25 protein-coding genes are annotated in these 24,491 nt (G+C 68.1%); 13 read left to right on the forward strand and 12 right to left on the reverse strand.

Going from position 1 to position 24,491, the window contains the following annotated elements:
• Positions 1-180 precede the first annotated feature (180 nt).
• From ACQPWW_RS22180 to ACQPWW_RS22220, 9 genes are read right to left on the reverse strand one after another with little or no spacing between them, the layout of a single operon-like run.
• Positions 181-669, reverse strand: a complete 489-nt coding sequence (locus tag ACQPWW_RS22180; RefSeq protein WP_433125225.1) for a CYTH domain-containing protein — start codon at positions 667-669, stop codon at positions 181-183.
• On the reverse strand, positions 653-1,369 hold the full coding sequence (locus ACQPWW_RS22185; RefSeq protein WP_433125227.1) for an HAD family hydrolase: 717 nt from the start codon (positions 1,367-1,369) through the stop codon (positions 653-655). The genes ACQPWW_RS22180 and ACQPWW_RS22185 overlap by 17 nt, the downstream gene beginning before the upstream one ends.
• The gene (locus ACQPWW_RS22190; protein ID WP_433125229.1) at positions 1,366-2,034 is read right to left on the reverse strand and encodes a hypothetical protein; all 669 of its coding nucleotides are present in this window, start codon (positions 2,032-2,034) and stop codon (positions 1,366-1,368) included. Before ACQPWW_RS22190 ends, ACQPWW_RS22185 begins: the two co-directional genes overlap by 4 nt.
• A complete protein-coding gene (locus tag ACQPWW_RS22195; RefSeq protein WP_433125230.1) occupies positions 2,031-2,681 on the reverse strand; it encodes an MOSC domain-containing protein in 651 nt (216 codons plus the stop codon). Before ACQPWW_RS22195 ends, ACQPWW_RS22190 begins: the two co-directional genes overlap by 4 nt.
• Positions 2,678-3,646 (reverse strand): hypothetical protein, encoded by a 969-nt coding sequence (locus tag ACQPWW_RS22200; RefSeq protein ID WP_433125231.1) that lies wholly within the window; start codon positions 3,644-3,646, stop codon positions 2,678-2,680. The genes ACQPWW_RS22195 and ACQPWW_RS22200 overlap by 4 nt, the downstream gene beginning before the upstream one ends.
• Positions 3,643-4,602 (reverse strand): acetylxylan esterase, encoded by a 960-nt coding sequence (locus ACQPWW_RS22205; RefSeq protein ID WP_433125232.1) that lies wholly within the window; start codon positions 4,600-4,602, stop codon positions 3,643-3,645. Before ACQPWW_RS22205 ends, ACQPWW_RS22200 begins: the two co-directional genes overlap by 4 nt.
• 4 nt (positions 4,603-4,606) lie before the next feature.
• On the reverse strand, positions 4,607-4,825 hold the full coding sequence (locus ACQPWW_RS22210; RefSeq protein ID WP_433125234.1) for a (2Fe-2S)-binding protein: 219 nt from the start codon (positions 4,823-4,825) through the stop codon (positions 4,607-4,609).
• Positions 4,822-5,781: a hypothetical protein gene (locus ACQPWW_RS22215; protein WP_433125235.1), complete on the reverse strand. Its 960-nt coding sequence runs from the start codon at positions 5,779-5,781 to the stop codon at positions 4,822-4,824. The genes ACQPWW_RS22210 and ACQPWW_RS22215 overlap by 4 nt, the downstream gene beginning before the upstream one ends.
• Positions 5,782-5,813: 32 nt before the next feature.
• Positions 5,814-7,085: a hypothetical protein gene (locus tag ACQPWW_RS22220; RefSeq protein ID WP_433134484.1), complete on the reverse strand. Its 1,272-nt coding sequence runs from the start codon at positions 7,083-7,085 to the stop codon at positions 5,814-5,816.
• 707 nt (positions 7,086-7,792) lie between these two features.
• Here ACQPWW_RS22220 and ACQPWW_RS22225 point away from each other — a divergent pair.
• Positions 7,793-8,533 (forward strand): class I SAM-dependent DNA methyltransferase, encoded by a 741-nt coding sequence (locus ACQPWW_RS22225; RefSeq protein WP_433125236.1) that lies wholly within the window; start codon positions 7,793-7,795, stop codon positions 8,531-8,533.
• A gap of 56 nt (positions 8,534-8,589) precedes the next feature.
• Here the strand turns inward: ACQPWW_RS22225 and ACQPWW_RS22230 are convergent, their stop codons facing one another.
• The 3 genes from ACQPWW_RS22230 to ACQPWW_RS22240 all read right to left on the reverse strand — a co-directional run bounded on the left by ACQPWW_RS22230 (position 8,590) and on the right by ACQPWW_RS22240 (position 10,844).
• A complete protein-coding gene (locus ACQPWW_RS22230) occupies positions 8,590-9,417 on the reverse strand; it encodes an alpha/beta fold hydrolase (protein WP_433125238.1) in 828 nt (275 codons plus the stop codon).
• Positions 9,418-9,436: 19 nt separating this feature from the next.
• Complete coding sequence (locus tag ACQPWW_RS22235) at positions 9,437-10,006, reverse strand: DJ-1/PfpI family protein (protein ID WP_433125240.1); 570 nt, start codon at positions 10,004-10,006, stop codon at positions 9,437-9,439.
• A 94-nt stretch (positions 10,007-10,100) separates the two neighbouring features.
• Positions 10,101-10,844, reverse strand: a complete 744-nt coding sequence (locus ACQPWW_RS22240) for a GntR family transcriptional regulator (RefSeq protein WP_433125242.1) — start codon at positions 10,842-10,844, stop codon at positions 10,101-10,103.
• 263 nt (positions 10,845-11,107) lie between these two features.
• Between ACQPWW_RS22240 and ACQPWW_RS22245 the strand changes: the two genes are divergently transcribed.
• The 12 genes from ACQPWW_RS22245 (at position 11,108) to metX (ending at position 24,488) form a co-directional block, all read left to right on the forward strand.
• The gene (locus ACQPWW_RS22245; protein WP_433125243.1) at positions 11,108-12,514 is read left to right on the forward strand and encodes a sugar ABC transporter substrate-binding protein; all 1,407 of its coding nucleotides are present in this window, start codon (positions 11,108-11,110) and stop codon (positions 12,512-12,514) included.
• 14 nt (positions 12,515-12,528) lie between these two features.
• Positions 12,529-13,461: a carbohydrate ABC transporter permease gene (locus ACQPWW_RS22250; RefSeq protein WP_357402277.1), complete on the forward strand. Its 933-nt coding sequence runs from the start codon at positions 12,529-12,531 to the stop codon at positions 13,459-13,461.
• Positions 13,461-14,372, forward strand: coding sequence for a carbohydrate ABC transporter permease (locus ACQPWW_RS22255; RefSeq protein ID WP_433125244.1), 912 nt, complete (start codon positions 13,461-13,463; stop codon positions 14,370-14,372). Before ACQPWW_RS22250 ends, ACQPWW_RS22255 begins: the two co-directional genes overlap by 1 nt.
• A complete protein-coding gene (locus ACQPWW_RS22260; protein WP_433125246.1) occupies positions 14,372-15,439 on the forward strand; it encodes an ABC transporter ATP-binding protein in 1,068 nt (355 codons plus the stop codon). Before ACQPWW_RS22255 ends, ACQPWW_RS22260 begins: the two co-directional genes overlap by 1 nt.
• Positions 15,439-16,515: an ABC transporter ATP-binding protein gene (locus tag ACQPWW_RS22265; protein WP_433125248.1), complete on the forward strand. Its 1,077-nt coding sequence runs from the start codon at positions 15,439-15,441 to the stop codon at positions 16,513-16,515. Before ACQPWW_RS22260 ends, ACQPWW_RS22265 begins: the two co-directional genes overlap by 1 nt.
• A 35-nt stretch (positions 16,516-16,550) precedes the next feature.
• Positions 16,551-16,712, forward strand: coding sequence for a hypothetical protein (locus ACQPWW_RS22270; protein WP_433125249.1), 162 nt, complete (start codon positions 16,551-16,553; stop codon positions 16,710-16,712).
• A 73-nt stretch (positions 16,713-16,785) separates the two neighbouring features.
• Complete coding sequence (locus ACQPWW_RS22275) at positions 16,786-18,246, forward strand: NAD-dependent succinate-semialdehyde dehydrogenase (protein ID WP_433125251.1); 1,461 nt, start codon at positions 16,786-16,788, stop codon at positions 18,244-18,246.
• A 326-nt stretch (positions 18,247-18,572) separates the two neighbouring features.
• Positions 18,573-19,781: an iron-containing alcohol dehydrogenase gene (locus tag ACQPWW_RS22280; RefSeq protein ID WP_433125253.1), complete on the forward strand. Its 1,209-nt coding sequence runs from the start codon at positions 18,573-18,575 to the stop codon at positions 19,779-19,781.
• A gap of 955 nt (positions 19,782-20,736) precedes the next feature.
• The gene (locus tag ACQPWW_RS22285; RefSeq protein ID WP_433125254.1) at positions 20,737-21,543 is read left to right on the forward strand and encodes a YqcI/YcgG family protein; all 807 of its coding nucleotides are present in this window, start codon (positions 20,737-20,739) and stop codon (positions 21,541-21,543) included.
• Positions 21,543-22,352, forward strand: coding sequence for an arginase family protein (locus ACQPWW_RS22290; protein ID WP_433125256.1), 810 nt, complete (start codon positions 21,543-21,545; stop codon positions 22,350-22,352). Before ACQPWW_RS22285 ends, ACQPWW_RS22290 begins: the two co-directional genes overlap by 1 nt.
• Positions 22,353-22,373: 21 nt before the next feature.
• Positions 22,374-23,351 (forward strand): cysteine synthase A, encoded by a 978-nt coding sequence (gene cysK / locus ACQPWW_RS22295; RefSeq protein WP_433125257.1) that lies wholly within the window; start codon positions 22,374-22,376, stop codon positions 23,349-23,351.
• A 12-nt stretch (positions 23,352-23,363) separates the two neighbouring features.
• Entirely contained in the window at positions 23,364-24,488 is a 1,125-nt protein-coding gene (gene metX / locus ACQPWW_RS22300; protein ID WP_433125258.1) for a homoserine O-acetyltransferase MetX, read from the forward strand.
• Positions 24,489-24,491: the final 3 nt, after the last annotated feature.

The following is a 24,491-nucleotide window of genomic DNA, read 5'->3' on the forward strand; positions in this document are numbered from 1 at the left end:
CTGCGGTCGCCGCAGACGACAGCGATCGCGGCAGGCGAGGACCGTGCCCACTCGCTGACGAGGCGAGCCGGTGTGCGCCGGGTCGGTCGGCGATCAGGCTCTTCGGTCATACCTGCCCCCCAAGTCGATGTCATGAATCACGCCGGACAACGCGCAGCCGCGGTTACCCCCCGTCGGTTGTCATGTCGGCGGGTCCGCCGCGCTCTTCGGCAGACCGGCGTGCGCGAGCGTGCGGTTCTTGTACGCCTCGGCGCCGGTGATCTCCGGCCCGAGCCAGGACGTCGGTCGGAACTCCTCCGCCTCCGACTCGGAGCCGAACTCGATCTCCGCCGTCACGAGCCCCGCCAGCTCATCGCGGTACTCGTCGACGTAGAACACCAGGCCGTCTCGGGTGACGACGTGGCGGGTCTTGCGGAGCCGCATAGCCGCGGTCGCCGGCCACAGGTCGGCGAACTCCTCCTCGCTGATCGGAAGCTCGACCTCCACCCGGGACATCTCGCCGACCTTCCGCTTCACCCCGAGCAGGAGTTCCGACCCGCTGCGACGCAGCCGTACCTCGATGCCGTTGTCGCCCGCGGCGAGGTAACCCTGTTCGAGTTCGAGCCGAGCAGCGTCGACCGGCGCGACGAAGTCGTCGACGAGGAACTTGCGCTCAATTTCGAGAGCCATGCACGCTCTCCCGCCCTTGGGACATCGCGACCAGGCGGGGCAGCTCACGCATGTCGGTGAAGACCGTCGTGCCGGGCTGCTCGAGCCAGTCCGCCGGGGTCAGGCCGCCCGCGTAGCCGAAACAACGCATCCCGGCTGCGGCGGCGGCCTGCACCCCGTAGCGACTGTCCTCGATGACGACGCATCGTCGCGGTTCCACGCCGAGGCTGCGCGCGGCGTGCAGGAAGAGGTCCGGCGCGGGTTTGCCGTGCTGGACCTCGTGCGCGCTGAAGATCCTGCCTTGGAACCTCGGATAGAGCCCGGTGCGGCCGAGGGTGTGACGCATCTTCTCGTGGCTGCCGCTGGACGCGATGCATCGGCGGTCCGCGCCGATGCCCATCGCCTCCAGGGCGTCGAGCGCGTCGTCGATACCGTCCACGATAGACAGATCGGTGTCGACGGCCTCGGCGTGGCCCACCCGGAAACGCTCGTCCCAGTCGAGCGCGACCGCCTCACCCAACCGCTCGGCGATCTGGGCGTTGATGGAGGTGGTCGACCGGCCAATGAAGCGCTGCACGACCTCGTCGGCGGTGAGCGCCCAGCCCAGCTCGGCGCCGATCCCGACGTGTGTGCGTACCGCGATGGGTTCGCTGTCGACCAGGACGCCGTCGCAGTCGAAGATCAGGAGATCCACCGGCTCCTCGAGCGAGGGCTGGGTCACTTGATCGCGCCCTGGCTGATCAGGAGTTGTCGGATCTCCTCGACCCGCTCCGCGCCGAGACGCCGCTTCGCCTGGTCCTCCGGCTTCTCGGCCTTCTGCCCGTACTGCCACCAGGCCTCGCCGGTGTTTCGGTTCATCACCACGAAGCGGTCCTTCTCGGCAGGGCCGCGGACGATGAGCGACGTCGTTCCCGGCGGCGAGGCGACGGTGTGCACCATCGTGTGGCGGATGAGGTATCCGGAGCCGGCCTTCTCCTCGCGTACGAGGGCCGGCGTGCCGATCCGCGTCTCGGTGTCGAGCTCCTCGTAGTCGCCGAACAGGTAGTGCTGGTAGCTACCGTGCAGCAGGCGGCTGCCGAAGCTCCACCGGTGGTTGTGCGGCCGGTCGAAGTCGCTGCCGGTGAAGAGGTGCAGGCGTACCCGAACGTCGCTGTTCTTGTCACTGACCAGCACCACCCGGTCGAGTTCCTGTAGCCGCTCACACTGATTGAGTAGTGCCGGAGTGCGCAGCACGTGATCGAAGGCGTCGTTGAGCCAGGTCGGGGAGCTGACCAGATCGTCAAGCAGCTCCTCCAGCGGACCGAGCAGTTTCGGCATGTCCGTCCAGTCCAGTGCGGCCAGACGGGCGGGGTCGATCAGTGGGGCGCTTGTCGTCGTCTGTGTCACGAGCCGATCTCCTTCTTCTGGGCGGCGAGCCAGTGGCGCGCCTTCTCGTGGTGTTTGGGAAGCATTTCCGGAGCGTTGAGGAACAGTGGAAGCAGGTGCCGCTCCGAGGTCAGCGCCCGCAACATGATGTTGATCGTCACGCCGTGTCCCGGCTTCTTGACGATGTCGATCGGATCCCCGGCACCGACGGTCCCCTCCCGGAGAACACGCAGGTAGGCCCCCGGCGCGCCGTGCGCGATGAAACGCTGCACCAGGTCCGGAACCTCCCAGAAGCCGGCGAACACCCGACACGGTTTGCGGGCGCGGATGACCTCGAACAACGCTTCGCCGATGGCCCACTGCTCACCCACCTCGGCGTTGGTGATGTCCAGGCCCTCGGTGCTGAAGTTCTCTCCGAAGTTGCCCGGCCCGACGGGGCGTTGCAACTCCTGCTCCCAGAAGGCGGCGTCCTCCCGGGCGAACGCGTAGACGGCCTTGTTCGGACCGCCGTGCACGGCGAGGTTGGCGACCAGGTCACCCTCCAGGCCATGGGTACGGGCCATGACCCGATGAGGCACGGGCCGCTTGTCGATGCCGCTCCGGCCGATGCTGGTCCAGGCGCCGCGTCGCTCGACGCCGAGGTTGAGGGTGGCGAGGATCGCGCTCATGATCCGACTGGACGTGCTGCGTCGGGACGCCACTCCTCGGTGACGTTCGGGACCGTGGGCGTCACACCGGGAACGTTCATGTCGCCGAGCAGGTGCGTGACAATCGTGAGCAGGTCCCACCTTCCGGGCGCCTCGACGGGCATCGCCCGGGTGAGCGCCAGCATCTCGTCCAGCGACGGCGTGTCGCCTCGCGCCCGGCGCTGGGCAGCCTCGGCCGCCGGCCCCTCCCGCGCCGCCAGCCTGGCCCAGCTGTGCTCGATGTCGAAGTCGTGCGCGGGGTGCCGCGCCTCGAGGTCAGCGAAGATCTCCAGCACCTCCGCACGCGCGTCGTGGTTCGCCAGGATGCGTTCCCGGGTCTTCAGGCGACGCGCCTCGTCACTGATCACGGCCAGCTCACGCATCACATCGGCGAGTTCGTCGGAGATGTGGGTGAAGTTGAACAGACCCTGTACGACGCCGAGCTGGTGACGCAGATGGGTGGGCTGCCGGAGCGCGGGATCGGCCGGCCCCTTGAGGGCGTTGAGCCGAACCGCCGCCGGCACCGCTGCGGACGTCCAGCGCTCGTCGCGCAGCACGAGGGCAACCGTGTCGGTGCTGGGCAGGATGACGTCCATCGCCTCTATCCGATGCCGGGTGGCGATGTTGAACTGGTAGCGCCACACCTCCCGGATGGTCAGCCGGTCGTGCCGGAAGCGGACGGCGTCGACCGCCCGGAATCCCGCCTGTTCGAGGGCACGGAGCGCGGGGACCAGCCGGCGACCGGCGGTCGCCTCCGCCTTGAGCATGCACAACGCGATGCTCTGCATCTCGCCGATGATGTCCCCGAAGGCCCAGTAGGCCTCGCGGAAGTAGTGGTCGACCGCGTAGAGATCGGCCTTCACGCTGGACCAGGTCACCGCCTGGCGGACAGCGGGCGGAATCTCCGTGAGCTGGTCCACCGGTGACCTCTCCTGAAGCGCTGTCATCGTTGGTCTCCTTCCGGCGAGAGGATCCGCGGGCCGGGGTTGTCGCGCCGCTCGGAGAGGACCTCCGTCAGAAAGTCAGCCTCCGCCAGCCGCAGCGGGGTGTTCGGGGCGGCGTGCTCGGCGAGCGGCCAGACGTGCAGACGTTTGTCCCCGGTGTAGGCAGCGTGAGCCGCCCGCCCGGTCTCCGGCGCGCAGCGTTCGTCTCGGCCGGCGACGGAGAAGAGCGCCGCGCACCTGCCGTACGCCGCCAACGTGGTGACATCGAAGAATCCGAGCGTGTGTGCGGCAGTGGGCAGCAGCTCCGGATAGCTCCCGGCGAACCGCAGCAGTTCCCGGTACGGCTGACGGTCGGGAAGCCGAAGCAGATCCCCGACGCCGGAGAGGAAGGGCGATTCGATAAGCGCCGCGGCGACGCCGGCGCTCAGCACCGCCGCGGCCAGGGCCAACTGTCCGCCTTGGCTGCATCCGGCCGTACTGATGCGCGTCGGGTCGACAGCCGGCAGCCCGGCGGCCACCGCCACCGCCCGGTAGGCATCCAGATAGGCGTCGCGGTAGTAGTAGGTCGCCGGATCGAGGATGCCACGCGTGGTGAACCCCGGCATCTGCGGATGGACGAGCCCGACCGGATCGGGGGTGGCGCCCGCCCGCCCGGACGATCCGCTCTGGCCCCGGGTGTCCACCACCAGGGTGGCGTAGCCCAACGCCGGCCAGAACAGGCGGTCCACCGGATGGCCCCGCCCCTCGCCGTAGCCGAGGAACTGCACAACGCACGGCAGGGGCTCGGCCTGACCTGCGGGCACGACGAACCAGCCGCTGATGCGGTGGCCGTGGGCGCCCGCGAACGAGATGTCGTACACGGCGTGGTTCGCCAACGGGCTCGCTACCGCGACGCACGAGACATCCAGGGGAAATCCGTCTGTCTGCTGGACAGCCTCTCGCCAAAACTGCCGCAACACGGCGTCAGTGGGAGCCAACCGGTGCCTCCGGTGTCGGTCGCGAAACCACCTCGTCGGTCCGGAAATCCTCGATCAGCTCTTCGAGGGAGTCGTGGCAGTCGCTGCAACCGGTGCCGGCGTCGCAGTACGCGCCGAGGCCGTCGACAGTGCGGACGCCGCGCTGAATCCAACCGATTATCTCGTCCTCGGTGACGCGCTTGCAGACGCAGATCAGGATGCTCACACCGCCTCCTGCCACGCTTCGAGCAGGACGTTCGGATAGAGCCGTTCGATGTCCGGGACGTTGAACCGCACGGTGTCGGTCAGCACCGTGAGCAGATCCCAGAACTCCGACGGCTGCGCGTCCGGATGGTGCGCCGCGGCGAGCAGCTCCACAGCGCTGATCCGCTCGCCGGCCCGCTGCCTGCGGGACAGGTCACCGACCGGAGCGTCGGACTCGGACAGTCGCTTCCAGCTGTTGCCGACGTCCAGGTCGTGCGGTTCGGTGACGGCCTCGATCGCGGCAAAGGTCTCCGCGCACTCCTGGCCGACGTCGCGCGGCGAGCAGATCCGGCGAAGCACGCGTTCCCGGTCCGCCGGCGGCAACAGCACGCTCAGGTCGCGAAGCACATCCAGCGGTTCGTCGGTGGTGTGGAGGAAGTTGAACAGACCGTTGATGGCGCCGAGACGTTCACGCAGGTGCTCGGGTCGGCGGAGGCGGGCGGTGGCGGGCCCTTTGAGGGAGGCCAGCCGGACCGATCCGGGCACCCCGCCGGGCCGGTGCCGATCGTCGCGAAGGATCAGTAGCACGGAGTCGAGGGACCGCAGGTAGAGGTCCATCGTGGCGATCCGGTGTCGATCCGCGAAGTTCAGCTGGAAACGCCAGGTCTCGCGGATCGTCAGCCGGTTGTGTCGTACCCGCAGGACGTCCACCGGGGTGAAGCCGTGTTCCCGGAGGGCCTGTAGCGCGATGCCGTACCGCCGGCCCACCGCGGCGTCCGGCTTGAGCACACACGAGGCGATACCGAGGACGTCCTGAACGTGATCCCCGAAGGTCCACGTCGCCTCTCGGAAATAGTTGTCGGCCGCGAACATCCGGGCCTTGACAGGCGAGCGCGTCAGGGCAGCCAACAGGTCTGCCGGAATGTCGTGCCTGCGTGCTGCGGCGTTCCCACCGATATCCATTGCCACCTCGCTCATCACTGCCCCCCGATCAACGACGTCGTGCGGCGCTAGATGAGCGCGAACCGCTGCCGCTTCGCGTCCACGAAACAGCCCTTGGCGAACGGCCCGGCGCTCAGGTCCAGCTCGGGGAAGAAGGTGCGATAGGCGGTGAACGAGACGAGGTGCCAGATGTCAGCCTCGGGCACGCCGAGCGCACGCACGTTCTCGATCTGCTGGTCGATCGGCTGCGTGCCCGCCGCGACGACGCCCTGTTCCTGGTACCACAGGTCGCTGCCGGGCTCCTGGTGCAGGTCTTGACCCGCGAGACGCGCGACGTCACTGCGGTCGGTCATGAGCATCATGTTCGACGGGCCGACAATCTCGATGGCGCGCTTGGCGATCGCGAAGTCGACGTGCTCGCCGTCGAAGTTCAGGCATGCGGCGATGCGCCCCTGATGCGCGCCCCGCATGATCGCCGCCGGCACGGGCCCGACCTGTTCGTGCAGATCGGCCAAATTCCAGGACGGAAGATCGTACTCGGCCAGCAGCCGATCCCGGTTCGCCCGCGCCTTGGAGGTCCGGAAGGCGTGCTTTATCAGCAGCGGCATCTCGTTGAAGAGGTGGTCGGTGACGACCCGGACGCCCGGGTGCGGGCAGTCGGCGGCCTCGGCCGCGGCCAGGACCTCCTCGATGCAGTCGGCGCCCAGCTGCGGATTCTCCTTGGCGAAGTGGCCGAGCGCGGGACGTACGCCGCTCTCGACGAGCCGCGTCACGATCCACTCGAGAGACGGGTGGTCCGGGGTGAACTGGGCCGCCAGGTACGAGCTGGATTGCAGGGCGTCGGGCGACAGCATGATGTAGACCAGACCGAGCGGGCCACAACCGGCGAGCTTCTCCCATTCCTCCTTGGAGGGGGCCCAGACCGACGAGGCCGGCGTGCCGCCGAAGCTGGCGACGAGCGGGCCTTCCAGCGCGATGGCGGGCACGAACGGGAGCTTGCCGTCCGCCTTGAGGGCTGCGAACTCGTGCATGAACGCGACGAATCCGTCGAGCCGCTCCTGACGCAGGTACAGCGTCGGGATACAGAGGAGGCCCTCGGAGGCGGCGTGCCGGTCGACCGCAAACAGATCGATATCGGCAAAATTGGAGAAGTCGACGGTCCCCAGCCCGTGACAGTGCACTTCGACAGGCAGCGACGGAACCAGGTACGGCTCGTCGACGCCCAATTGCCGCGGTTCGTACTTGTCGATGTTGATCAGGCCGTCACGTCGTTCCGCGAATACACCGAATGAACCAGAAGGATCGATCCAGGCTTTCGAGGAAGGAGTGAACTCTGACATTGCCACACAGGCCTCCCGTGAATCGCAAGCAGGGTGAGCTGACAAAGGGCGCGCTGAAACGCCGACGGCGGCTGCCGCACCACAAGGCCTGGACGAGCTGAGCCAGCCATGCAGGTCGGGCCGAGAAGAACCGAAGACGGGATGAGCTGTCACCCTCGACGGAGAGTCACCGGGGCCAAGTCAGCCAGTGGCCGCACTCGCAACTACCCGATATCGGAATAAATCCGCAGACACATCCATAGCCGTACCCTTCCCCCGTGGATCATCATCGCCCGGTTGACAGACGACGGTCGGCCATGTTCCACGCGAAAAGATCCGCTGGAACGACGCCGTGGTGCAACAGCCACAATCATCCGAGATGCGGCGCCTGGATGGGTGAGGATCATCCGAGGCATAGGAGCGGCGCAGGCATTGACCGTTGCCGACATCCATGATCAAAGTAGACGGAATCTTACGGCGTGTCAACAGATCGACGTCAATAAACTTTCCTAACCGTCGTGACCTCGGGAAGGAAGCCGGGTGACGAAGATCGCGGGCGCCAGGTGGGCGCGGATCGCCTAGGCGCGGTATAGGAATGCGCGGCCGATCACGTACTCGACGACGTCGGCGGTGGGTAGCTGGGCACGGCCACGACCAGCATGATCACCGCCTGCGGAGAACCCTAATTGCGTCGACAGCGCCCTCGGCACCCGGCACAGTCATGGTCCGTGACGAGCAGTGAACTGTGGACCCGTACGACCGCCGACCGCTACGACGCCGAGGAAACCGAAGCCTCGTCGACTGCCGTCCTCGGACCGACCCTCGACTTCCTCGCCGAGCTGGCCGGAGGCGGCCGGGCGCTGGAGTTCGCCATCGGAACCGGACGGGTCGGAGTACCGCTGCGGGAACGCGGCGTGCCGGTGGTGGGCATCGAGCTGTCCGAGCACATGGCGGCGGTGCTGCGGCGCAAGATCGACGAGAGGGCCCTCCCGGTGGTCATCGGGGACATGGCCACCACCGTCGTTCCCGGCGGGTTCACCCTGGTCTACCTCGTCTACAACACCATCACGAACCTGCTCACGCAGGACGAGCAGGTCGAGTGCTTCCGCAATGCCGCACGCCATCTGGAGCCCGGCGGCAGGTTCGTCATCGAGCTGGGTGTGCCGCCGCTGCGGCTGCTGCCGCCCGGCCAGGTCGCGGTGCCGTTCGACGTCTCTCAGCAGCATCTCGGCTTCGACACCTTCGACCTGGTCGAGCAGATCCTCGTTTCGCACCACTTCACCCGCGACGGCGACGATGGCCACTACCGCCGCGACAATTCCCGGCACCGGTACGCCTGGCCGGCAGAACTCGACCTGATGGCACGGATCGCGGGGCTCGAGCTGGAACGCCGAGTTGCGGACTGGGACGGCTCTGCGTTCACCCAGGACTCCGCGAAGCACATCTCTGTGTGGCGCAGACCAATCTGACGATGTCCGCCGGGCCAACGCATCGGACCGTGATCAGAGACGGAAGGCGGCCAGGGTCAGACGGTGTCGCCTCGGTCCCGGCCGAGGAAGCACGACAGCAGTTGCCGGAACTCGTGCGGGTGCTCGACCGCCGGCACGTGCCCGCACCGGCCGAACACGTGCAGACGGACATCGGCCAGGTGTTCGAGCAGGGGCTGGGCCGCCGTCGCGAGCGGGGTGACCCGGTCCTCGGCGCCGTGCACGAGCAGCACGGGCACGCGGATCGCTGCCAGCGTCTGCGGCGCGAGGGTGAGGTCCTCGACCCATCGGGCCCTGGGTGGAGGGAACAACGACGCGAACGCGGCCGCCCCCGCTCGCATCGCGGTCGCACGGGCGTCGACTGCCGCATCGGTAACGAGCGCCTGGTCGAGGATGAGGCGACTCAGCATGTCCCGTGCCCCGAGCGGGCCGGCGGGGGCGGCCCAGAGCGCGTCGAGGTCAGCCGAGAGCGGCGCCCCGGGGGCGCCCATCGTCGAGACCGCCACGACACGGGTGACCTGCTGGGGGCGCGCGGCCGCCAACGCCAGCGCCACGGCACCGCCCATGGAGTGACCCACCACTGCGTAGCGCTCGATACCGAGAGCAGCCATCAGGCCCGCGGCCTGCTCCGTCCACAGCCGGAGCCCACCCCTGGAGCCCGCCGGGACCGGTGTGCCGCCGAACCCCGCCTGGTCAGGAGCCACCAGGTGCAAGGACGTGCCCAGCGCCTGCGCCGTCGTTGCCCAGGCGCCGGACCCGGTCGTACCGGGTCCGGAGCCGTGCAGCATCAGCACCGCGGGCCCGGTGCCGCTCTCCAGGACGTGGACGGGAGAGCCGTCGACTGTGACGGTCCGAAGTGCGGTCACCGGGGCAGGCCAGGTGTGGTCATGCCGAAGCGGGGTTGACCGACTTCGAAAAGACGTCCATCATCGCGCGGCCGAACTGCGGCATGTCGGGCCATCCCCGGCAGGAGACGAGGTTGCCGTCCACCACGTCGGGAGCGTCGATGACCGTGGCGCCCGCGTTCTCCATGTCACCGGTGATGGGAGGGAAGCACGCGGTCTTTCGACCCTTCAGGAGCCCGTACACCGCGGGTACCTGCGCGCCGTGGCACACCAGCGCGATGGGGAGGTTGCGCGCGAAGAAGTGCTCGGTGATGCGCCTGACGTCGGCGTCGACCCGGATCCACTCGGGGGCACGTCCCCCGGGGATGATGAGGGCGTCGTAGCGCTCGACGTCGACGTCGGCCCAGGGCACGTCGACAGGCAGCTTCCGGCCGTCCTTCTCCACGTAGGCGTCGGAGTTGGGGTCGAACTCGTGGATGACCAGTTGTACGTCACGCATCGTCCGTGACGAGACGTCGACGTCCCAGCCGCCCTCCTGCACGCGGTAGTAGGGATACATGGTGTCGAGTTCCTCGGCGGCGTCGCCGGTCAGGAGCAGCGCTCTGGGCACCTGCTTCTCCTCGCATCTGGTGGCGGGTGAGGTGGGATCCAATCGGATCCGATCCGATCCGGTCGAGTTAGCATTGCTCGGCCCAACCCGCCCGTCAAGCCTCCAGCGCCATTCCGTCCGCGTCCTCGACCTCATCGAACAATCGTCGAAAACGTTCACCGGATCGCAGGATGTGCCGACGCATCGCGTAGGCGGCGGCGTCGGGGTCACGCGCGGCGATCGCGGCCACCACCTCCTCGTGCTCGGCCATGGCCAAGTGGGTGACCTGGGTGTCGTGGTGCAGCCGGAAGAGGTGCACGTGGCTGTGCAGGCGAGCGAGCGCCTCACGGATGACCTGGTTCTCCGCGCTCAGCGCGACGAGATCGTGAAAGGCGGCGTCGCGTAGGCCGAAGGCGCCGTAGGCCGTCAGCCCGTTGCCCCCCTCCAGCTCCGCCATCTCCTCCAGCATCCGTCGCAGACCGGCCACCTGCTCCGACGATGCGCGTTCGGCGGATCGGCGCGCCGCCGCCGGCTCGAGGAGCAGGCGGACCTCGAGCATGTCCTCGAATCGGTGCCTGGTGATCTGGGGGGGAATGCGGTAGCCGGCATGGGGAACGCGCACGACCAGGCCCTCGGCCTCCATGCGGTTCAGCGCGTCCCGGATCGGCGTCTGCGAGACCCCCAGCTCTCGTGCCAGGACGTCGATAGTGACGCGGGAGCCAGGCTCGATCCGTAGCGACATCAGCTGTTCGAGCAGCGTGTCGTACACCTCGTCGGCAAGCCGGCCGCGAGATCTTCCCGGCGGCATTCCGCCCGTCATGGCCCTGCGGCCCCGCGCGATCATCGCTTCGTCGTCCATCGTGACCTGAGGTCCTCTCCTGCGTCTTCGCGAACCTGTTGACACCAGTCACGACGCTGCGGCATGCTGACGCCCCCAACTCGATCGTATAGGAAAAGTGGCGGATGATCTTCATTCTCCACCACCGCGGGTCGGCCCCCACGACAGCCCGGCGGCACGCCTGAACAACCCAGCAACTGCTCGGCGAAGCACATAGCGAGGCTCTAGAAGTCCCCACCCAGAAAGCAGGCACTAAGATGCGGCAACCAAAGCGAATAGGACGAATGTCCGTTCCGGGGCGAAAGGTACGGCTGGCGACGGCGGCCATGCTGCTGGTGGCCACGACCGTAACGGCTTGCGGCGATGGCAAGGACGACAGTGAGAAGGCGAGCGCCCCGAAGGCACCGGCGACCATCCCGGAGCTCACCACGGACCCGCTGACCCTCAGCTTCATCTGGTTCGACTGGCCGCCCGCCAAGGCGCTGGAGACCTTCGCGAACACCGAGTACAAGAAAGTACGGCCGAACGCGACCATCAAGGTCAACACCGTGCCGAACGCGAACTGGCACGACGCGATGTTCACCCAGTTCGCCGCGCACAAGACCGACTTCGACATCGCGATCCTGGACTCGCAACACATCGGCGAGGCGGTGACGAACGGCAACATCCTCGACCTCACCGACTACGTCAAGGCGAACATCGACGTCACGGCCTACAACCCGTACCTCCTGGCGGCCTACGGTCAGTTCCCCCAGGCGGAGACCGGCAAGCGCGACGAGAACGCCAGCCTCTACGGACTGCCGCTGCTCGGCGACACCTGGACGATGATCTACCGCAAGGACCTGATCGGCGACAAGCCACCGCAGACCTGGGACCAGATGATCGCAGCCGCCGAGAAGTGCCAGGCGGACAACCCAGGCGTCAGCGGGCTGGCCTTCCACCAGGCGAACGGCTCGGACGCCGCGGCCGTCACCTACAACACGGTGAACGGCGTCTACGGCGGCAACCTCTGGGACGCGAAGGCGCGCAAGATCGACGGCGTCCTCAACGACGCCGCCGGCCAGGAGGCGATGGACGTCCTGGTCAACAAGATGAAGCCACTGACCGCCAAGGGCTCCGGCAACTGGTTCATCGACGAGGTCAACGCCGCGGTCGCCCAGGGCAAGGCATGCATCGCGTTCAACTGGATCGCCGCGAGCGGCGGCCTGCTCGACCCGAAGCAGTCGACGCTCGGCACCACGCGGGAGCAGATTCTCGACAAGCTGGCCTTCGCCACCCTGCCGACCCAGAAGACGAACCTGGTCCCGCTCGGCGGTATGGGGATGCACGTGTCGGCCTACTCCGCCAAGGCGAACCAGGCCGAGGCCCTGAACTTCATGAAGTGGTTCGAGCAGGCTGACGTTCAGAAGAAGTGGGCCGCGGCCGGTGGCGTGCCATCGCGTACGGACGCCATCCAGTCACCCGAGTTCCTCAACGCCGGGCCGTTCAACAAGGTGTACGCCGACTCGGTGCCGCGAATGCGGGACATGTGGAACGTGCCCGAGTACGCGCGTCTCGTCGACATCGAGAACACGAACGTCAACGCGGCTCTCAACGGCGCGAAGAAGCCGAAGGACGCGCTCGACGACATCGCCAAGGAGCAGCAGAGCGTGCTCGACTCCAGCAACCGCAAGGGCGGCGGCGGACTGTGAGTGGCCCCACCCCTGTGAAAACCGACAACCCCGGGCAGGTGGCGTCCGCGACGCCACCTGCACCGGGGCGGTCCCGGCGGCTGAGCGACCGCTGGCTCGCCGTCACGTTCATCTCCCCCGCGATGCTGCTGTTGCTCGCCATGTCGGTGTTCCCGTTGCTGTGGTCGTTGTACCTGTCCTTCACCGACTACTCGGCCACCCGCGGCGGCCCGGCCAACTTCATCGGGTTCGGCAACTACACGGCCATCCTGACCTCGGCGCAGGTCCACACCAGGGCGCTGACGACGTTGATCTACGTGGTCGGCGCGGTCGGCCTGCAGACCGTGCTCGGTTTCGGCATCGCCTACCTGATCTCACGGCGCACGCACGGGCGAGGAGTGCTGACCACGCTGTTCCTGGTGCCGATGATGCTGTCGCCGGTCGTGGTCGGGCTGTTCTGGCGGTTCATGCTCGACGCGCAGTTCGGCGTGGTCAACAGCATGCTCGGCTCGGTCGGTCTGGGTCAGGTGGAATGGCTCACCCGGCAGCGGACGGCACTGATCTCCCTGATCGTTGTCGACACCTGGCAGTGGACGCCGTTCATCATGCTCATCGCGCTCGCGGGCCTCAGCGCGGTGCCCAAGTACCTGTACGAGGCCGCCTCGATCGACCGGGCCTCCGAGTGGTTCCGGTTCCGCACCATCACTCTTCCGCTTGTGTGGCCACTGCTTCTCATTGCCGTGATGTTCCGGGCCATCGAGGCCTTCCGGCTGTTCGACCTCGTCTACATCCTCACCAACGGAGGCCCCGGCGTCTCCACCGAGACGTTGTCGTTCCACATCTACAAGGTCGCGTTCCTGGGCTTCAACACGGGAACCGCCTCGGCGTACGGGATCCTCATGGTCCTCGTCGTCATCGTCCTCACGCAGCTCTACCTGCGCTACCTGAACAAGCTCAAGGAGGACTGATGGCCGTCTCCGTCGACGAGGCCGTGTCCACAGGTCCGGGCCGGGATCACACTCCCCCCGCGCGCCGCCTTGGCGGCCGGGGCCGCTCCCTGCTGGAGGTCGCGCTGCTGACCGTGCTGGCCGTGGTGATGCTCTTTCCAGTGCTGTGGATGCTCGAGACGTCGATCAAGGAGAACCGGGACGTCTACGCCATCCCGGCGAAGTTCTTCAACTTCGACGTCACCATGGATCACTTCAAGGACGTGTTCGTCGCCCCCGACGGCGGTCGCACTGCCCTGTCCGTCTCGTTCTTCAACTCGGTGGTGGTCGCCGGAGTCTCCACGCTGCTGGCCACCGTGCTGGGGGTCCCGGCGGCCTGGGCCTACTCACGCTTCGCGGTGAGAGCCAAGAAGGACCAGCTGTTCTTCATCCTGTCCACCCGCTTCATGCCGCCCGTGGTGGTCGTGATCCCGATCTTCCTCATGTACCGCGAGTTCGGACTCATCGACAACAAGCTCGGCCTGATCTTCATCTACGCCGCCTTCAACGTCCCGTTCACGATCTGGATGATGAAGGGATTCGTCGACGAGGTGCCCGCCGAGTACGAGGATGCCGCCATGCTCGACGGCTACACCCGTCTGCAGGCGTTCCGGAAGTACACCCTCCCCCTGCTCCTGCCCGGCATCGCCGCGACGGCGGTCTTCGCCCTCATTTTCTCCTGGAACGAGTTCGTGTTCGCCACCTTCCTCACCTCCAGCGACAGCGTGCGGACGGCCCCACCGGCCATCGCCGGCCTGATCGGCGGCACCACCACGGACTGGGGCCTCGTGGCCGCCTCCTCAGTGGTATTCGCCCTACCGGTGCTCATCTTCGCGTACCTGGTGCGCAGGCACCTCATCGCCGGTGTGACGCTCGGGGCGGTGCGACGCTGATGGCGGGCATCGAGGTGACAGCGCTGCACAAGCGCTACCCGGACGGGACCGTCGCGGTCGAGCACGTCGACCTGTCCATCGGCGACGGTGAACTGTTCGTGATGCTCGGCCCCTCGGGCTGCGGCAAGACGACCACCCTGCGCGCCATCGCCGGCCTGGAGAGGCAGACGACTGGCGACATCCGCATCGGCGACACGCTTGTCAACGACCTGCCGCCCGCCGAGCGCGACATCGCCATGGTGTTCCAGTTCTACGCCCTCTACCCGCATCTGAGAATCCGCGACAACCTGGCGTTCCCACTGCGCGCCGAGGGGCTGCCCAAACCTGAGGTGCACGCGCGGGTCGACGAGGCCGCCCGGCTGATGCGGCTCGGCCCACTCCTGGACCGGCGACCGCGCCAACTGTCCGGCGGGGAGCAGCAGCGTGTCGCGCTCGCACGCGCCCTGGTGCGCCGACCGCGCGCCTTCCTCATGGACGAACCGCTCACCAACCTGGACGCGGAGCTGCGGGCGGACATGCGCACGGAGATCAAGCACCTGCAAGGGGAACTCGGCGCGACGATGGTCTACGTCACCCACGACCAGGTCGAGGCGATGTCGCTCGGTCACCGGATCGCCATCCTCAACAAGGGCCGGGTGGAGCAGATCGGCACACCGCTGGAGGTCTACGACCGCCCGGCGAGTCTCTTCTGCGCCGCGTTCATCGGCTCTCCACCGATGAACCTGATCGAGGTGGAGGTGGCCGACGGGGAGCTGCGCGGTCAGGGCGGACTGGTTCTTCCGCCGCCGCCCGGCCTGCCACGCGACCGTGCCCTGGTCGCCGGCGTCCGGCCGGAGGCGATGGAAGTCACCGCACCCGAGGCGGACGGCACCATCGCGGCCCGGGTGGTCTCGGTGGAGTGGTTGGGCGACGAAATCATCTACGTGGTCGACCACGGCGGCCAACGGGACGTCCGGGTCCGGATGCCACCGACTGTTCGATTCGCCGCTGAAGCAAAGGTCGGCCTGCGGCACACCGGCGGAACCCCGGCGGTCTACGACGTGCGCACGGAAGAACTGGTGGCCTGATGGGAACCGTTGCAGCAGACGGGCTACGCAAGTCCTTCGGCAAGGTCCAGGCGCTGGACGGGGTGACGCTGGACGTGCCGGACGGCTCGTTCTTCGTCGTGCTCGGGCCCTCCGGGGCAGGCAAGACGACGACCCTGCGAGCGATCGCCGGCCTGGAGAAGCTCGACGCCGGCTCGGTGCACCTGGACGGCAGAGACGCGACAGGTGACGCCCCGGCCGAACGCGACCTGGCAATGGTCTTCCAGAGCTACGCCCTCTACCCGCGACACACGGTGTACGAGAACATCGCCTCACCGCTGCGGGCACGCCGCTGCTCGTCGAGCGAGATCGCCGCTGCCGTCGAACAGATGTCGAACCTGCTGCACATCGAACGTCTGCTGCAGCGTCGTCCCGCACAGTTGTCGGGCGGTGAGATGCAGCGTGTCGCCCTGGCCCGGGCGCTGGTCCGTCGCCCGCGCGCGTTCCTCATGGACGAGCCGCTGACGAACCTCGACCTCAAGCTCCGCGTCGAGATGCGCACCGAGCTCACCCGCATCCACCGGAGCCTCGGCGCGACCTTCGTCTACGTGACGAACGACCAGGTCGAGGCCCTGTCCATGGCCGACCAGGTCGCGGTCCTCAAGGAGGGGAAGGTGCAACAGGTCGGAACGCCGACCGAGGTGTACGAGCGTCCCGCCAACCAGTGGGTCGCCGGATTCGTCGGGAGCCCGCCGATCAGCCTGCTCGCCTGCCACGCCGAGGGCGATCGTCTGGTCGGTGCGGAAGGCTGGACGCTGCCGCGGCCCCACTGGACCACTGCCGAGGACGGTCGTCCGCTGCTGCTGGGCCTGCGCTCCGAGGACCTGTCCGTCGAGCAGCGCGGGAACGCGTCGTTGTCGGGGGAACTCTACGGGCTCGAGCCGCTCGGTGACCGCACTGTTGTCGACGTCCGGGTGGGGACGGAGATCCTCAAGGTCAAGGCACGACCCACCGTCACCGGTACGCCGGGCGAGCGGCTGCAGGTCACCGTCGACCTGGACCGTGCGCACCTGTTCGACGCGGGCACCGGGCTGTCGCTGTCCGAGGCTGGGCGGTAACAGCGCCGGGCGGCGACGACACCATGCGCCCGCACGTGGCGGTCGAGCCCCGGCGGACCGTCAGCAGTGCGCACGGTCCGACGACGCTGAGACGGTCGTGGCCCGAGAAGGCGATCGGTGGCGGGCGTCGCCCTGCGGACAGGGCCACCGCCACCCTCGACCCGCTCGGCAACCTCGCCCCCGACGAGGGCGGGTGACCCGTCCGACCACGCGCACGGCGATCACTGAGGCACGCCGGACAGCACCAAGAAGATCACAGGAGGTGACGCAGTGAGTGACCCGATGAACGTCCTGGCCCCCGAGCACCGGCGGCTCCGGATCGGCGACGCCTGGCGCGACGCCGCGAGCGGAGCGACCTTTGCCGTCGAGGACCCGGCCACCGGCAAGACCATCGCCGAGGTGGCGGACGCCGACGTCGTTGACGGGCTCGCCGCCCTGGACGCGGCGAGCACGGCGATGGCGGGGTGGGCGGCGACCCCGCCGCGGAAGCGGTCAGAGTTGTTGACAGCGACGTACCGGGCACTGACCGAGCGATCCGAGGAGGTCGCCCGGCTGATAACGCTCGAAATGGGCAAGCCGCTCGCCGAGGCCCGGGGAGAGGTGGCCTACGGCGCCGAGTTCTTCCGTTGGTTCGCCGAGGAGGCGGTGCGCGTCGAGGGGCGCTACAGCATCGCTCCCGCCGGTGGATATCGCATCCTCACCGTACCGAAGCCGGTCGGACCGTGCGTCTTCGTGACGCCGTGGAACTTTCCGTTGGCAATGGGTGCCCGCAAGATCGCTCCCGCGCTGGCCGCGGGCTGCACGACGATCACCAAGCCAGCAGCCCAGACGCCACTCACCATGCTGTTGCTGGCCCGCATCATGGAGGAGGTCGGCGTTCCCCCGGGCGTCGTCAACGTGCTGACCACCAAGCGTTCCGGCAAGGTGGTCTCCGCACTGCTTGCCGACAGTCGGACCCGCAAGCTCTCGTTCACCGGGTCGACCGAGGTCGGGCGCGTGCTGCTGCGACAGGCCGCGGACAACGTGCTGCGTACCTCAATGGAACTGGGCGGCAACGCGGCCCTGATCGTGTGTGCCGACGCTGACCTGGACGTCGCTGTCGACGGTGCCATGGTGGCCAAGATGCGCAACATCGGGGAGTCCTGCATCGCGGCCAACCGGATCTACGTCGAGGAGCCGGTACGTGAGGAGTTCACGGCGCGCTTCGCCGAGCGGATGGGCGCGCTGTCGGTGGGCCATGGTCTCGACGACGGCGTGGACGTCGGGGCGTTGATCGACGAGGCCTCGGTGGACAAGATCGACGAGCTCGTCACCGACGCTGTCGATCGCGGCGCCCGGGTCGTGGTGGGCGGCGAGCGTCCGGACGGGCCCGGCCACTTCTACCCGCCGACGGTCCTCGCCGACGTGCCCGACGATGCGCGGATGCTGGCGACGGAGATCTTCGGCCCGGTGGCGCCGATCATCTCGTTCACGTCCGACGCCGAGGTGCTGGCGAAGGCCAACGACACCGAGCACGGCCTTGTCGGATACATCTTCACCAGGGACCTCCAGCGGGCGCTCCGGTTCACCGAGGGACTGGAAACGGGGATGGTCGGCATCAACCGTGGTCTGATCTCGGACCCGTCAGCCCCGTTCGGAGGCGTGAAGCAGTCCGGGATCGGCAAGGAGGGGTCGCACGAGGGCATCCTCGAGTACCTCGACCTCACCTACGCCGCGATCGACCTACCGTGACCGGCCTGCCGCGGTGGTGGGGGCGATCAGCCCCTCCGGCGGTCCCGACGGCCACGCCCTCGGGCTCATGACCGGGGCGCTGGTCGCGACCCGGCCTCGTACCGCCCATGGCAACGATGTCCGCGGAACCCCCGACCCGACCCACCACCCGTCCACACCGGGCGGCGTCCTCATCGAAATGGGGCCGAGGGCGACCGGGCACGATCCAGTCCGGGCGCGCGCCTGCGCCACCCGGGCGGACAACGTCGCCGACGCCCTCCCGGTCTCGCCGGTGACCGGGACGTCCGCCCAGCACATCGCCGCCGACGATCCGGAGAGGCACCGACATGCTTGAGACCGTCCGCGGACCACGCCAGCTGATAGTGGGCGAAGGGGTCGCGCAGAACATCCCACGAGTGGTCGCCGAGAGTGGCTCGCGGGTCCTCATCGTGACCGACCGGGTCCTTCTCGGACAGCCAGGCGTGGCCGAGATCGTCGCCGCCGTGCGGGAGAAGGTCGAGGTCGTCAAGGTCTTCTCCGACGCGACCCCGGACGTGCCACTCGCCGATGTCGCAGTGGCCGTCTCGGCCGCCGCCGAGGTGGACGCCAACGTGATCCTCGCCATCGGGGGTGGCACGGTGATCGACCTCGCCAAAATCGTCGGCGTCATCCGACGCCACGGTGGAACGCCGCGCGACTACTACGGCGAGTCGAAGGTGCCGGGGCCGACGTTTCCTCTCGTCGCGGTCCCGACGACGTCGGGAACCGGCTCCGAGCTCACACCCGTCTCGGTGTTGACCGACCCGGACCGCGAGCTGAAGGTGGGGGTCTCCAGCGTCCACATCGTGCCCGACTTCGCCATCGTCGACCCCGAACTCACCTACACCTGCCCGGCGACCGTCACCGCCCACTCCGGCATCGACGCGTTCTGCCACGCCGTGGAGAGCTACACGGCGCGACCCCGGCCCCACGGACCACGCGACCCGGTGGAGCAGGTCTTCCTCGGCCGCAACCCGATCACCGACCACTACGCGCTCCTGGCCGCGGAGCGGATCGCCCGTAGCTTGCGTCGCGCGGTCCGGGACGGAGGCGACACGGACGCGCGCGCGGACATGTCCTACGGGTCCATGCTCGCCGGGCTCGCGTTTTCCCACGCGGGCAACGCGGCCCCGCACGCTCTCCAGTACCCCATCGGCGCAGCCACGCACACACCGCACGGTCTGGGCGTCGGTCTGCTCCTTCCCTACGCGCTGCACGCGGCCAAGGATGCCATCAGCGACCGGCTGGCCATCCTCGCCGGGGTGTGCGGGCTCGACGTGACCGACGCCTCGGATGGCGAGGCCACTGATACGTTCCTCACCTGGCTCGACGGGCTCCTTGCCGACATCGGCATCCCACCCACCCTGGCGGACATCGGCGTGGCACGCGCCGACCTCCCGCGCTTCGCGGAGATGGCAAGTGGCGTCACCCGCCTGATCCAGAACCATCCAGGCCCGACCGACACCGCCAGCCTGACCGCGATCCTCGAAGCGGCCTGGACCGGGGACCGGACCTGACACGTCCCGGACCAGGTGGTCGATGAGGTAGTCGACCTGCTCGTAGGTCCGCGCGACGATCATCAGCGGAGTCGCCGGTGGCGGCGAGTTCGCCGGCCGCGCGGACCACGAGGGTGGGCTTGCGGCGCCCGGCTGGGAGTCGACGACCACGCGCCGCAGCGCGGGTCGGCCGCACCGCGGTGACAAGACAACCGGTTCCCGTCTCGATGGCGGGCGTGCCCTCGGTGCCGAGCATCGCCCCACCCTCCGGTGCGCCGCACGGTGGGTACCTCCCGTCGATCCCCACCCGACGGTGCTGGCGACACACCGACCACCGTGCCGTCGGGTGGGGATCGACGGCGACCTGCTCGCCGACTGCCGGCCAGGACATCGTCAATTGACGGCCGTCGCCTCCCGCCTGCCCGAGCGCGACTGCCGTACCCGACTAATCAGGATTACATCCCCGGCACACCGGTTGCCGCCCTGCACGAGATAACCCTTATGGGCTGCGGTGAACGCCCGCCTCGAAGCTCCACCACGCTGACCGGCACCGATGTCTGAAGGAATCGGACATCGCGTCCCGGCCACCAAAATAAACACGCCCGACGGCACCCGGACGGGTTGACGGCCCGGGTCAGATGAGCCAAGATTTCTTCTGTCGAAGGCAACGACGAAACGGTCCTGAAATCGCTCGCAACCGGGGGGTCGGTTAATCGCCCCTGGTGGACGCGGCCCAACGATTGTGTCGCATGCGGTGCCGCACACTCGGTCGACAACCCGAGCTGACCTGGCACCGAACCGACGACGGCGTCGGCCTGAAGACCTCCACCAGTCGCTTCCGCTTGATCCTGTTGCTTCTCATTGCCTTTGCGACGGCCTTAGATCACTCGCCGCAGGTGTCGATTCCGCATGCGCAGAATCGGGTCCGCCGGTATGGCGTGCGCCGGGGCCATTTACGGGGAAAGGAGCGTCCAGATTGGACAACTCCAACGGGGAAGAAATACTGTTGACACAGGAGCACGCCGCCGAGTTGACTCAAGGCTGGCAGCGCTCCGCATTCGACGATCTCAGTTTCCGGCTCAATGATCCCGAATTTCCCTGCATTTTCTCGCGGAACGCATTCAAAAAAGGGATCGTCAATTTCATCTTCGTCGACAGCGCCGACGAGAAGGGCATCCGGCGCCTTGCCGAAGGGCTCACGCGCTATGTCGATCGCGCCGACCGCTGGGACGGCCGCCTCGACACCGCGAGCCCCCTGGTGGTGGCGTTCGCGGCGGATGTGGTGCAGGCGCGGACCGTCGAGGACTACCACGCCTTCGGCTGGCGGATCCTCAACGACCTCCACAACCTCGACCCCGCCCCCTGGCCTGACGAGGTGGCGACGGAACCCGACTCACCCGAGTGGTCGATGTGTTTCAACGGCATGCCCCTCTTCTGCAACATGAGCAGCCCGGCGTACCGGAAACGGCGCAGCCGCAATCTCGGCGCCCACTTCGTCATCGTCATCAATCCCCGGGCGCGGTTCGACATCTTTGCCGGTGACACGCCCAGCGGCCGCAAGGTACGCGCCAACATCCGCGACCGCATCGACCGCTACGACGGCACTCCCCACTCGCCACACCTGAGTTCCTACGGCAGCGGTGCGCTCGAGTGGCTTCAGTACAGCCTCGCCGAGGCTGCCGACGAGCGGGCAGATCGGTGCCCATTCGCGTCGGGCCAGCACGACACCGCCTCGCTCTCCGGCGGTCACGACCATGATCCGACCAGGAAGGATGCTTCTTGATGATCGACCTCATCGTCTCCCAGGGACGGGTGGCGGACCGAGCGGCGCGAATGATCGAGGGCGCTGCTCGTACCGCGCAGGCCCTGGCGGAGCGCTACGGCCTCTCCGCGCAGTACATCGGGACGCCCGCCCCAGCGGTGAACGACGACTGGACTCAGAGCCTGCCCCAGGCCCGCCAGACGCTGGACGCGATGGCGCGAGCGGTCACCACGAGCCTTGACGGCGGGAACCTTCCGGTTCTGCTGAACAACACGTGCTCGGTCAGTCTCGCCACGCTGCCGGTCGTCGCCCGGCGGTTTCCTGACGCCGTCGTGCTCTACATCGATGCGCACGGCGACTTCAACACCCCGGACACGACGGGAAGCGGCTATCTCGGCGGCATGGTGTTGTCTGGCGCATGTGGCCTGTGGGACAGCGGTCACGGCGCCGGGCTGAAGCCCGAGCAGGCGGTCCTGGTCGGCACCCGCGACGTCGACCCGGGCGAGCGGAAGCTCATCGACACCGCTGGAGTGCGCGTCATCCCCCCGAGCCAGACGACGGCGGAGAACGTCCTGGCCGCCATCGGTGACGCACGGGTGTGGGTGCACATCGACTGGGATGTCATGGACCCGGGTGCGGTCCCCGCGGACTACACGGTGGCCGATGGCCTGCTACCCGCGCAGATCCGGGCGATCTTCGACGCCATCCCGAGGGAACGCCTGATCGGCGTCGAGCTTGCCGAGTTCAACGCCCCGGCGGACGAGGAGCAGATCGAGCAGGCCCTCGCCGTGATCCTTGACATGGTCTCCCCCGCGTTCGCCGCGGCCTGACGCCGAAGGACGGTTCGCGCAATGCCTCTCTATGACAGCATCCTCGACACGATCGGCCGCACCCCGATCGTCCGGCTCCACCGGATGGCCCCGGCGCACACCGAGGTCTACGTGAAGGTCGAGTCGTTCAACCCCGGTGGGTCGGTCAAGGACCGCCTCGCCCTGGGCGTGATCCTGAACGCCGAGGCCAAGGGATTGCTCAAACCCGGCGACACCATCGTGGAGTGCACCTCGGGCAACGTCGGCATCGCCTTCGCGATGGTGGCTGCCGCCCGCGGCTACCGGTTCGTGGCGGTAATGGGCGACACCTACTCCAGGGAACGGCGCAAGCTCATCCGCGCGTACGGCGGGAAGGTGATCCTCTTCCCCGGCGCGCTCGGCAGCAGCGGCGGCAACCAGATCGCCGACGAACTGGCCGAGAAGCATGGCTGGTTCCGGGCCCGGCAGTTCGACAACCCGGCCAACCCGGCGTACCACCGAGAGACCACCGCTGCCGAGATCCTCGGCGACTTCGCGGGCAAGCGTCTGGACTACTTCGTCACGGGCTTCGGCACCACCGGCACGCTGACCGGCGTCGGCCAGATGCTGAAACTGGCACGCCCCGACGTACGCGTCGTCGTTCTGGAACCCGAGAACGCCGCCGTCCTCGCCGGCAAGGAATGGAACGTGCACCAGATCCAGGGTCTGGCCCCCAACTTCGTGCCCAGCGTCCTCGATCAGACCGTCATCGACGAGCTCGTGACGATGGAGGAGGTCGTGGCGCGCGACACCGCACGCCGCCTCGCCGCCGAGGAGGGCATCTTCGCCGGCATATCGGCCGGCGCGACCCTGGCCACGGCGCTGCGGACCGCCGAGACGGCGCCGGAGGGTTCGGTGCTGCTCGCGATGCTTCCCGACACCGGTGAGCGCTACCTGTCCACCTTCCTGTTCGACGGCATGAACGAGGAGTCCGATGACGAGTGGCTCGCCGCCCAGGACGCCGGCCTCGGCAGCGCCTGATCGGCACCGCGGATGAGGGAGTTCATTCCGCCGGCCACACGCTTCATCACACTGCCCGACGGCTTCACCATGAAGCGCGGCGGAGTGCTCGACGGAGCGCGGGTCGCGTACGAGGCCGTGGGGCGCTTGAACGAGGCGCGCGACAACGTCGTGCTGGTCCTCACCGGTATGTCCCCCGACGCGCACGTCGCGGCGCACGACGAAGATCCCACTCCCGGCTGGTGGGAGCACATGGTGGGGCCGGGCCGGCCGATCGACACAGACAGGTGGTACGTGCTCTGCGTGAACGCCCTGGGCAGCTGCAAGGGTTCCACCGGGCCGGCCTCGGTCGACCCCGCCACCGGCGAGCCCTACGGGATGACGTTCCCGCAGTTGTCCATCGAGGACATCGCCGATGCGGCCGCGGCGCTGGTCCGCGCCCTGGAGTTCGACACTCTCGCCTGCGTCGTCGGGGCGTCAATGGGCGGGATGAGCGCCCTCTCCCTCCTGATTCGCCATCCCGGTCTGGCGCGCAACCTCATCAACATCTCCGGGGCGGTGCACGCACTGCCCTACGCCATCGCCGTCCGCTCACTGCAGCGCGAGGCGATTCGGTCCGACCCCCAGTGGTCGCACGGGCGCTATCGCGATGACGTCCTGCACTACCCGCGGTCCGGGATGCGCCTCGCGCGCAAGCTCGGCATGATGACCTACCGCTCGGCCCGGGAGTGGGATCAGCGCTTCGGCCGTGCCCGGCTCACCGGGGAACGCCGGACGGAGAGCCACCCCTTCGACCCCGAGTTCCGGGTCGAGGGCTATCTCCAGGCACACGCGGACCGCTTCGCACACCACTTCGATCCCAACAGCTACCTCTACCTCAGCAGGTGCATCGACCTGTTCGATCTCGGCGAATCGTGCGCTGGCACTCCGGACGCGGCGCTGGCGCGGCTGAGCCTGGACGCGGCGCTGGTGATCGGGGTGGAGACCGACACGCTGTTCCCGCTGCATCAGCAACGCCAGATCGCAGACGGTCTCCGCAAGGGCGGAACCGAGGTGCGGTTCAAGGCGCTGGAGTCGGACGAGGGGCATGACGCCTTCCTGGTGGATGTCGCCCACTTCGGCCCACCGATCGCCAAGTTCCTGTCCCTGATCTGGTAGTGA

The sequence above is a fragment of the Micromonospora sp. CA-240977 genome, assembly GCF_050942285.1.
Classification (GTDB): Bacteria; Actinomycetota; Actinomycetes; order Mycobacteriales; family Micromonosporaceae; genus Micromonospora.

Bases quoted from the DNA above. Each gene is read 5' to 3' on its own strand.
- ACQPWW_RS22180 (WP_433125225.1), bottom strand. From the start codon at position 669: ATGGCTCTCGAAATTGAGCGCAAGTTCCTCGTCGACGACTTCGTCGCG.
- ACQPWW_RS22195 (WP_433125230.1), bottom strand. From the start codon at position 2,681: ATGAGCGCGATCCTCGCCACCCTCAACCTCGGCGTCGAGCGACGCGGC.
- ACQPWW_RS22200 (WP_433125231.1), bottom strand. From the start codon at position 3,646: ATGACAGCGCTTCAGGAGAGGTCACCGGTGGACCAGCTCACGGAGATT.
- ACQPWW_RS22215 (WP_433125235.1), bottom strand. From the start codon at position 5,781: ATGAGCGAGGTGGCAATGGATATCGGTGGGAACGCCGCAGCACGCAGG.
- ACQPWW_RS22220 (WP_433134484.1), bottom strand. From the start codon at position 7,085: ATGTCAGAGTTCACTCCTTCCTCGAAAGCCTGGATCGATCCTTCTGGT.
- ACQPWW_RS22240 (WP_433125242.1), bottom strand. From the start codon at position 10,844: ATGGACGACGAAGCGATGATCGCGCGGGGCCGCAGGGCCATGACGGGC.
- ACQPWW_RS22245 (WP_433125243.1), top strand. From the start codon at position 11,108: ATGTCCGTTCCGGGGCGAAAGGTACGGCTGGCGACGGCGGCCATGCTG.
- ACQPWW_RS22255 (WP_433125244.1), top strand. From the start codon at position 13,461: ATGGCCGTCTCCGTCGACGAGGCCGTGTCCACAGGTCCGGGCCGGGAT.
- ACQPWW_RS22260 (WP_433125246.1), top strand. From the start codon at position 14,372: ATGGCGGGCATCGAGGTGACAGCGCTGCACAAGCGCTACCCGGACGGG.
- ACQPWW_RS22265 (WP_433125248.1), top strand. From the start codon at position 15,439: ATGGGAACCGTTGCAGCAGACGGGCTACGCAAGTCCTTCGGCAAGGTC.
- ACQPWW_RS22280 (WP_433125253.1), top strand. From the start codon at position 18,573: ATGCTTGAGACCGTCCGCGGACCACGCCAGCTGATAGTGGGCGAAGGG.
- ACQPWW_RS22290 (WP_433125256.1), top strand. From the start codon at position 21,543: ATGATCGACCTCATCGTCTCCCAGGGACGGGTGGCGGACCGAGCGGCG.
- cysK (WP_433125257.1), top strand. From the start codon at position 22,374: ATGCCTCTCTATGACAGCATCCTCGACACGATCGGCCGCACCCCGATC.
- metX (WP_433125258.1), top strand. From the start codon at position 23,364: ATGAGGGAGTTCATTCCGCCGGCCACACGCTTCATCACACTGCCCGAC.